This is a genomic window from Spirillospora sp. NPDC046719 (assembly GCF_040645715.1).
Classification (GTDB): Bacteria; Actinomycetota; Actinomycetes; order Streptosporangiales; family Streptosporangiaceae; genus Spirillospora.
The window spans coordinates 1-5,952 of the sequence record NZ_JBEYYT010000512.1 but is presented as its reverse complement, the minus strand read 5'-3'; the positions used below and the strand labels follow the sequence as shown (position 1 = coordinate 5,952).

The 5,952-nt window shown below is 73.3% G+C and carries 6 protein-coding genes; 3 read left to right on the top strand and 3 right to left on the bottom strand.

Annotated elements, in window-relative coordinates; translation table 11 throughout:
• Positions 1-200 precede the first annotated feature (200 nt).
• A complete protein-coding gene (locus ABZ914_RS44605) occupies positions 201-1,502 on the bottom strand; it encodes a S8 family peptidase (RefSeq protein ID WP_500200772.1) in 1,302 nt (433 codons plus the stop codon).
• Between the two features lie 148 nt (positions 1,503-1,650).
• Entirely contained in the window at positions 1,651-2,535 is an 885-nt protein-coding gene (locus ABZ914_RS44600) for a hypothetical protein (protein WP_500200771.1), read from the bottom strand.
• 95 nt (positions 2,536-2,630) lie between these two features.
• Between ABZ914_RS44600 and ABZ914_RS44595 the strand changes: the two genes are divergently transcribed.
• Genes ABZ914_RS44595 through ABZ914_RS44585 form a run of 3 tightly spaced genes read left to right on the top strand, consistent with a single transcriptional unit; the run spans position 2,631 to position 4,626 of the window.
• On the top strand, positions 2,631-3,422 hold the full coding sequence (locus ABZ914_RS44595; RefSeq protein ID WP_500200770.1) for a hypothetical protein: 792 nt from the start codon (positions 2,631-2,633) through the stop codon (positions 3,420-3,422).
• Entirely contained in the window at positions 3,422-4,018 is a 597-nt protein-coding gene (locus tag ABZ914_RS44590) for a hypothetical protein (protein ID WP_500200769.1), read from the top strand. Before ABZ914_RS44595 ends, ABZ914_RS44590 begins: the two co-directional genes overlap by 1 nt.
• Positions 4,015-4,626: a hypothetical protein gene (locus ABZ914_RS44585; protein WP_500200768.1), complete on the top strand. Its 612-nt coding sequence runs from the start codon at positions 4,015-4,017 to the stop codon at positions 4,624-4,626. The genes ABZ914_RS44590 and ABZ914_RS44585 overlap by 4 nt, the downstream gene beginning before the upstream one ends.
• Here ABZ914_RS44585 and ABZ914_RS44580 read toward each other — a convergent pair.
• Positions 4,514-5,815 carry a hypothetical protein gene (locus ABZ914_RS44580; RefSeq protein ID WP_500200767.1) on the bottom strand — a complete coding sequence of 434 codons (1,302 nt, stop codon included), beginning with the start codon at positions 5,813-5,815 and terminating at the stop codon, positions 4,514-4,516. The two genes, ABZ914_RS44585 and ABZ914_RS44580, sit on opposite strands and share 113 nt — an antisense overlap.
• Positions 5,816-5,952 lie beyond the last annotated feature (137 nt).

Below are 5,952 nucleotides of genomic sequence, written 5' to 3'. Positions count from 1 at the left end.
TCCATCGCGAAGCGACGCCGAAGGCGCCCTTGACTTTGGAGGGGCGGCCCCGTACGCAAGCGCCACCCCACCACCCGAACACCCCTCTCGCCGATTCTCCCGAACACATAGCTCGCCCGCCCCATTGCAAGAACACCCTGAATGCGCTCAAGCACAGAGCAGAGAGCACAGAACAGAGAGAACCGAAAACGCTACCGCGATCAGTGGCGGTCTTCGCCTGTCGGGAGGGCGGGGACGCGGCCCGGCTTCCAGCCTCGGCGGCGGCCCATCGGAATGACGGCCCCGCCGAAGGCGACGAGGACGGTGAGACCGAGCGCGCCACCGGCGATACCGAGCCCGATGTTCCGGGTGCGGTGGTCGACGGGCGCGGCGTGCGCGATGGGGACGGGGCTGCTCAGCGGGCGGGCGGCGGACGTCTGCCCGGGCTTGGCGTTCGGGTCCATCACGGCGGACACCGCCTGCATCGGGCTGATCATTCCGTACCCGCTGCCCTGCCCGTTGCCGCCTTCGGCGGTGATCAGGATCCGGTTGATGACCTGCTGGTACGTCAGCTTCGGGAACCGGGACCGGACGAGCGCGGCGACTCCGGCGGCGTAGGGGGCGCTGAAGCTGGTGCCCTGCAGGCCGCCCGCGTAGCCGGTGCCGACGGTCGAGATGATGTCCTGGCCCGGCGCGGACACGTCGATGCGCGTCTTGTGGTTGGAGAAGTCGGAGATCGTGCCGTTCTGGTCCACCGCGGCGACGGACAGGACGCCCGGATAGTTGGCCGGGTAGCCCGCGCTCTCCTTGCCGCGCTCGTCCTTGTCGACGTTGCCCGCCGCGGCGACGATCAGCGCGTCGTGCTGCTGCGCGACCTTGACGGCCTGCTGCAGGAGCGTGGTGTCGGGGGCGCGCGCCGAGACGTTGATGACCTTGGCGCCGTGCTCGGCGGCCCACGTGATCGCCTTCGGCAGCAGGGTGTTGTCGTCGGTGCTCTCGCCCGTGGTGAACTTGGCGTCGAGCAGCTTGACCTGCGGCGCGACCCCGACGAACGGGACGTTGCGGCGGCGCATGTCGGACCCGGCGATGATGCCGGAGACCTGGGTGCCGTGCCCGTAGCAGTCGGTGGGCGTGGTGCCCGTCGCGTCGAAGCTGCCGACGATCTTGCCCTTGAGCTGCGGGTGGGCGGCCTCGATGCCGCTGTCGACGACGGCGACGGTCACGCCGGCGCCGCGGGTGATCGACCACGCCTGCTCGAAGTCCAGCCGCCGCTGCGCCCAGGGCTGCTGGGTGATCGCCGAGGCGGGCTGGCCGCTCGGCTTGTTGCACTGGCCGCCGGACGGGGCCTGCTGCTGCTTGCGCTCCGGCGACTTGGTCGGCGTCGGCTTCCTGGTCGCCGGCGGCTTGGTGGTCGGCGCCGCCTGCGGCCGGTCGCCGGGGGCGGCGGACGCGACCGGGGCGAACACGAGCGCCGTGGTCAGGGCCAGGCCGGTGGCGCCGGCCACGAGTCCCGCTGCGCGCATTCCCCATCTCTCCTGAAACCGTGCGAACGCCATGACTCTAGACGATTCGCCGCCGTCGCCCGGCCTTCCGTCCTCATCGGGACGCGCGGGCCCGCCTCCTTTCAGCGGAACTCCGGAGGCTCCCCGCGCTTCCAAGAGGATCGCCGCTTCACTGGGACTCCTCGTCCTTGCTCGGCGGCTCCACGAGATCCTCGTCCCACGTCCAGCCGAGGGTCCGGGCGGTGGCGGCGAGGGCGTCCCAGCTGCGGCCGCTGATCTCGACGGCGAAGTCCGCCATGCCGGTGTCGTGCCGGACGATCACGTCGGGGCCGCCGAACAGGGCGGTGTCGGCACCGAGCTCCCGCCAGTTCTGGAAGCCCATCGGCCGGTAGGCCGCCTCGATGCGCTCCCGCGCCGAGGGGCCGTCGGGGAAGTCGTCGTCGCCGAGCTGGACGGACCAGCCGAGGTGGGACGGCAGCCGGACGGCGGCGAGCAGTACGAAGAACTCGGAGATCGACCGGGCCTGCAGGACCCACCCGTCCTCGCCGACGCTGACGAGCACGCGCGGGTCGTCGTGGCCGGCTTCGGACGCGAGGTAGGCCCACTCGTTGCAGTACTCGTACTCGGCCATGAAGCAGCAGAGCCGCAGGTCACCGCCGGGTCCGACGAACGGGTTCGGCTCCGGCAGGCCCTCCGAGACGCCGTACCCGGACGGGTCGGGACGCAGCGTCGGCGGGTACTCGGGGTTCGTCCAGTACAGCCGGGACGAGTACGTGAAGGAGTTGAACGGCAGGTCCCACCATTCGTCCAGCGCCTCCGGGATCGGCAGCGTCCGGTCGACGCCCTCGAAGGGGTCCTCCTCCTCGCCGGTCCATTCCTCGTGGAGCGTGCGGACGTAGGCGCGGTGCTCGGTCTCCGACCACTTCGGCCACGGGTCGACTCCGGCGGGCACCGTGTAGCCCCATTCGTCCTGGAATTCGCGCAGCAGGTCCCAGCGCGGGCGCGGCGCGGCGAGCCGGTCCGCGAACCGCCCATAGTCGATGATCTCCGTCACGCTGGCAGCGTAGTCCCCGGCGCTCTCCGGAAGGCCCCGAGCCAGGTCATCCGCGACCTTAAGGACGCGGCGGTCGCCGTACTAGCATTCGGCGCGTGCACTCCACCGCCCCCGTCCCCCCGCCTCCGGGCGGGCCGCCTCCGGGGGAGCCGTTCGGCGAAGGCGGGGACCGCGCCTCAGCGAGGCGCCGGCTGGTCCCCGTCGCCGTGGTGTGCGCGGTCGCCGCCGTCGCGGCGGTGACGTGGGTCGCGGGCGGTTTCGAGGAGGCGCCGAAGCAGCCCGTCGAGAGGCCGGGCAGGGCGCTGGACGTCGGCCTGTTCACGCTGACGGTCCGGGACGCGCGGCTCGGACTGGTCAAGGGCGCGTTCGACACGGCTCCGAAGCGGTACCTGATCGTCCGGATGCGAGTCGTCAACAACGGCAAGGAGACCGAGTCGCTCGGCGACGGCGGCCTGAAGGACGGGCTCGCCGCGCGCACCAAGGCCGGCAAGTGGCTGGAGCCCGACCAGGTCGAGGGCGGCGCGGGCGGCGCGAAGACGGACTCGGTCCAGCCGGGCCTGCCGGTCGAGGCGTCCGCGATGTGGAAGGCGGGGCCGGCGGACGCGCCGCGCCGGTTCACGGTCGGCCTGCGGAAATGGGAGTACCGGACGGGGTTCACCGACGTCAGTTACAACTGGTTGCCCGACACCGAGGACGGTGCGCTCGCCGCGAAGATGACCCTCCCGGTCGCGGCCGCCGCGACTCCGGCGTCGCCCGCGCCGTCCCCGACGCTGTTCCCGACGCGGGCGGCGCGCCCGACCCGAGCCGCCCGCCCGACGTCCGGTGCGGCGCGTCCGACCGTGCGGACCACCCGGCCGCAGCGGCCCCGGCCGACCGCGAGCCCCTGATGGACGGGCGCGAACTGCTGGTGCGCGGCGGTGCCGGTGTCGTCGGGACGGGCCTGCTCGTCGCGGCGATGTGGGTGCACACGATGCGGCCGAAGGTGGACGCCAAGGAGATGGACCCGCTCCGCAACGACGGGAGGATCGGGCAGACCGTCTCCAATCGCATGTTCAGCGTCCGCGTCGACGGCGTGCAGGCGGCGCGGTCGCTGGCGCCCGGCCTGAGCTTCGGGAACGAGCCGGCGATCGGCACCGACGGCGTCTACCTCGCGGTGCGGATCCGGGCGAGGAGCGAGCGCGAGCCGCTCCGCCTCGGCACGGCGGTGCTGGAGACGCCCGGCGGCTACGGCTACCGGTACGACCCGCGGTCCGGGACGACGAGCACCGTCCCGGACATGCAGCCGATGATCTGGGCGCCGGGGACGCTGCTGTTCGAGCTGCCGAAGGACCGCCTGCGCGGCGCGCATCTCGTCGTCGGGACGGGCGGGCTGCTCCCCCAGCTGTCCGCCGCCGCCGACATCGACCTCGGGATCGACGCGGACCGGGCGCGGGCGCTGCTCCGCGGCGCCGTCGACCGCTTCGACCCGGAGGCGGCCTCGTGACGGCCGCGGCCGGTTCCGGGTTCGACGACCCGCAGCGGACCAACCCCGACCTGCCCGCGATCCCCGCGCGGCCGCGCCCGCGGCTCCGTCCCCGCGACCGGCGCGTCATCCAGGCGCTCGCGCTGACCGCGCTGCTGCCCGCCCTCCTCGTCCTGAAATGGATGGACGAGACCGACAGCGTCGAGAAGAACCTGAAACCGCCGGAGAAGGTGACGGACGTTCCGCGCGGCGCGACCGGCACGCTGGTGGGCGCGCGGTGGAAGGTGGTCGGACGGCAGGCCGCCGCGCCGCCGTCGTTCGGCACGAAGCCGAAGGACGACACCGTCACGGAGCTGCAGGTGGTGCTGGCCGTCCGGCCGGACGACGCGGCCGCCGCGAAGGCGGTCGGCTCCTACGGCATCGTCTACACCTTCACCGACGGCGACGGCCGCAGCTGGTCGGCGACCGGTCTCGCCGCCGGGACGGCACGGCCGGGCGCCGTCGGCCGCGTCACCGTCAGAGGGACGGTGCCCCGTACGGTGGCGGCGGCCCTGGCGCTGCGGGTGCAGGCGCCGAAGGCGTCGCGGAAGCAGGGGACGCCACTGCCTTCGCTGCGTTTCGCGCCGTGACCCGCGCCATCACCAGGTTGAACGCGGCGGCGAGCAGGCAGATCCGGAGGATCTCGAAGACCAGGCCCGTCCCGAAGTCCACCAGCGGCAGCCGCGGCATCCACCACGTCACCTCGTGCGGGCCGAGCAGTGCGTACACCCAGCGGCGGGACGCGTCCCGGCCCACGTCCAGCGCGGAGAACAGCAGGCAGAACACCGCGAACGGCATCATCCCGGACCGGCGGACGAGCCGCAGCCCGTACCAGGCGGACAGCCACATCTCCCGGAACCCGCGGGTCAGCACCTCCCGGACGCTGCCCTGCCGCTCGATCCCGCCGGCCGCCGCGAGCCGCCGCGCGGCCCGGCCGCGGCCGAGCACGACCCGCTCGTCGCCCGCGTCCAGGCCGAGGATCACCCCGGCGATGACCAGCCAGATCAGCGCGCCGAGCACCGCGTCCTTGAACGGCGGCCAGAGGTCCAGGACGGGTCCGGCGGCGCCGTCGATCCACTGCCACGCCCGCCGCCCGGTGATCCAGCCGGCCGCGTCGCCGCGCAGGTGGTCGATCGTGAAGATGCCGAACAGCGTGAAGTTGATCTCCAGGAAGGCCATCAGCGCGCCCGCCGAGCGGCCGAGCCGCTCCTCCAGCAGCCACTCCACCGCCGTCTTGACCACGAAGAACCCCACGGTGATGCCGACGGCGAGCACGACGTGCTTCTCCAGCGAGATCAGCATGCCCATGCCCTTGAGCTGACCCTGGAAGCCGCCCTCGGCGAAGCCTCGGCTCGCCGCCATGTCGGCGAACTCGCGGGCGTCGTCGGTCTGCATCCCCCACGCCAGGTAGAAGATCACGAACGGGAGCGCGGCCCGCGCCATCGCGCCGACCACCGACTCGTCGTTCCCGACGGCCCACGGCGTCAGGTCGCCGTCCGCCGCGCGGGCGTGCACGACGTCCAGGCCCTCGCGGACGCAGTGCACCATCAGCACCGCCGTCGCCAGGGTGATCACCACCAGCAGGCCGACGGTGACGAGCGGCGCGACCGTCGCGGCGGTGCCCTTCATCGCGCCGAGCCGGTACCCGCCGTACAGCGCGCCGTACCGCAGCAGCCGCCCGGCGGTGAACCACAGCGTCAGCGGCAGGACGAACCGTCCCGCGAGCTTGAGCGCGGCCCACGGCAGCAGCAGCGGCGACCGACCCGACAGTGCGAACATCGCGCCGATGCTACTCCGCAGGCCACCGACCGCCCCAGGCCACCGACCGCTCCATGCCACCGACCGCCCCGGGCTGCGGCCACCGTCCCAGGCGGCGGCCGGGAAACGGCGAACCCCGCCGCCCCGGACGGACCGGG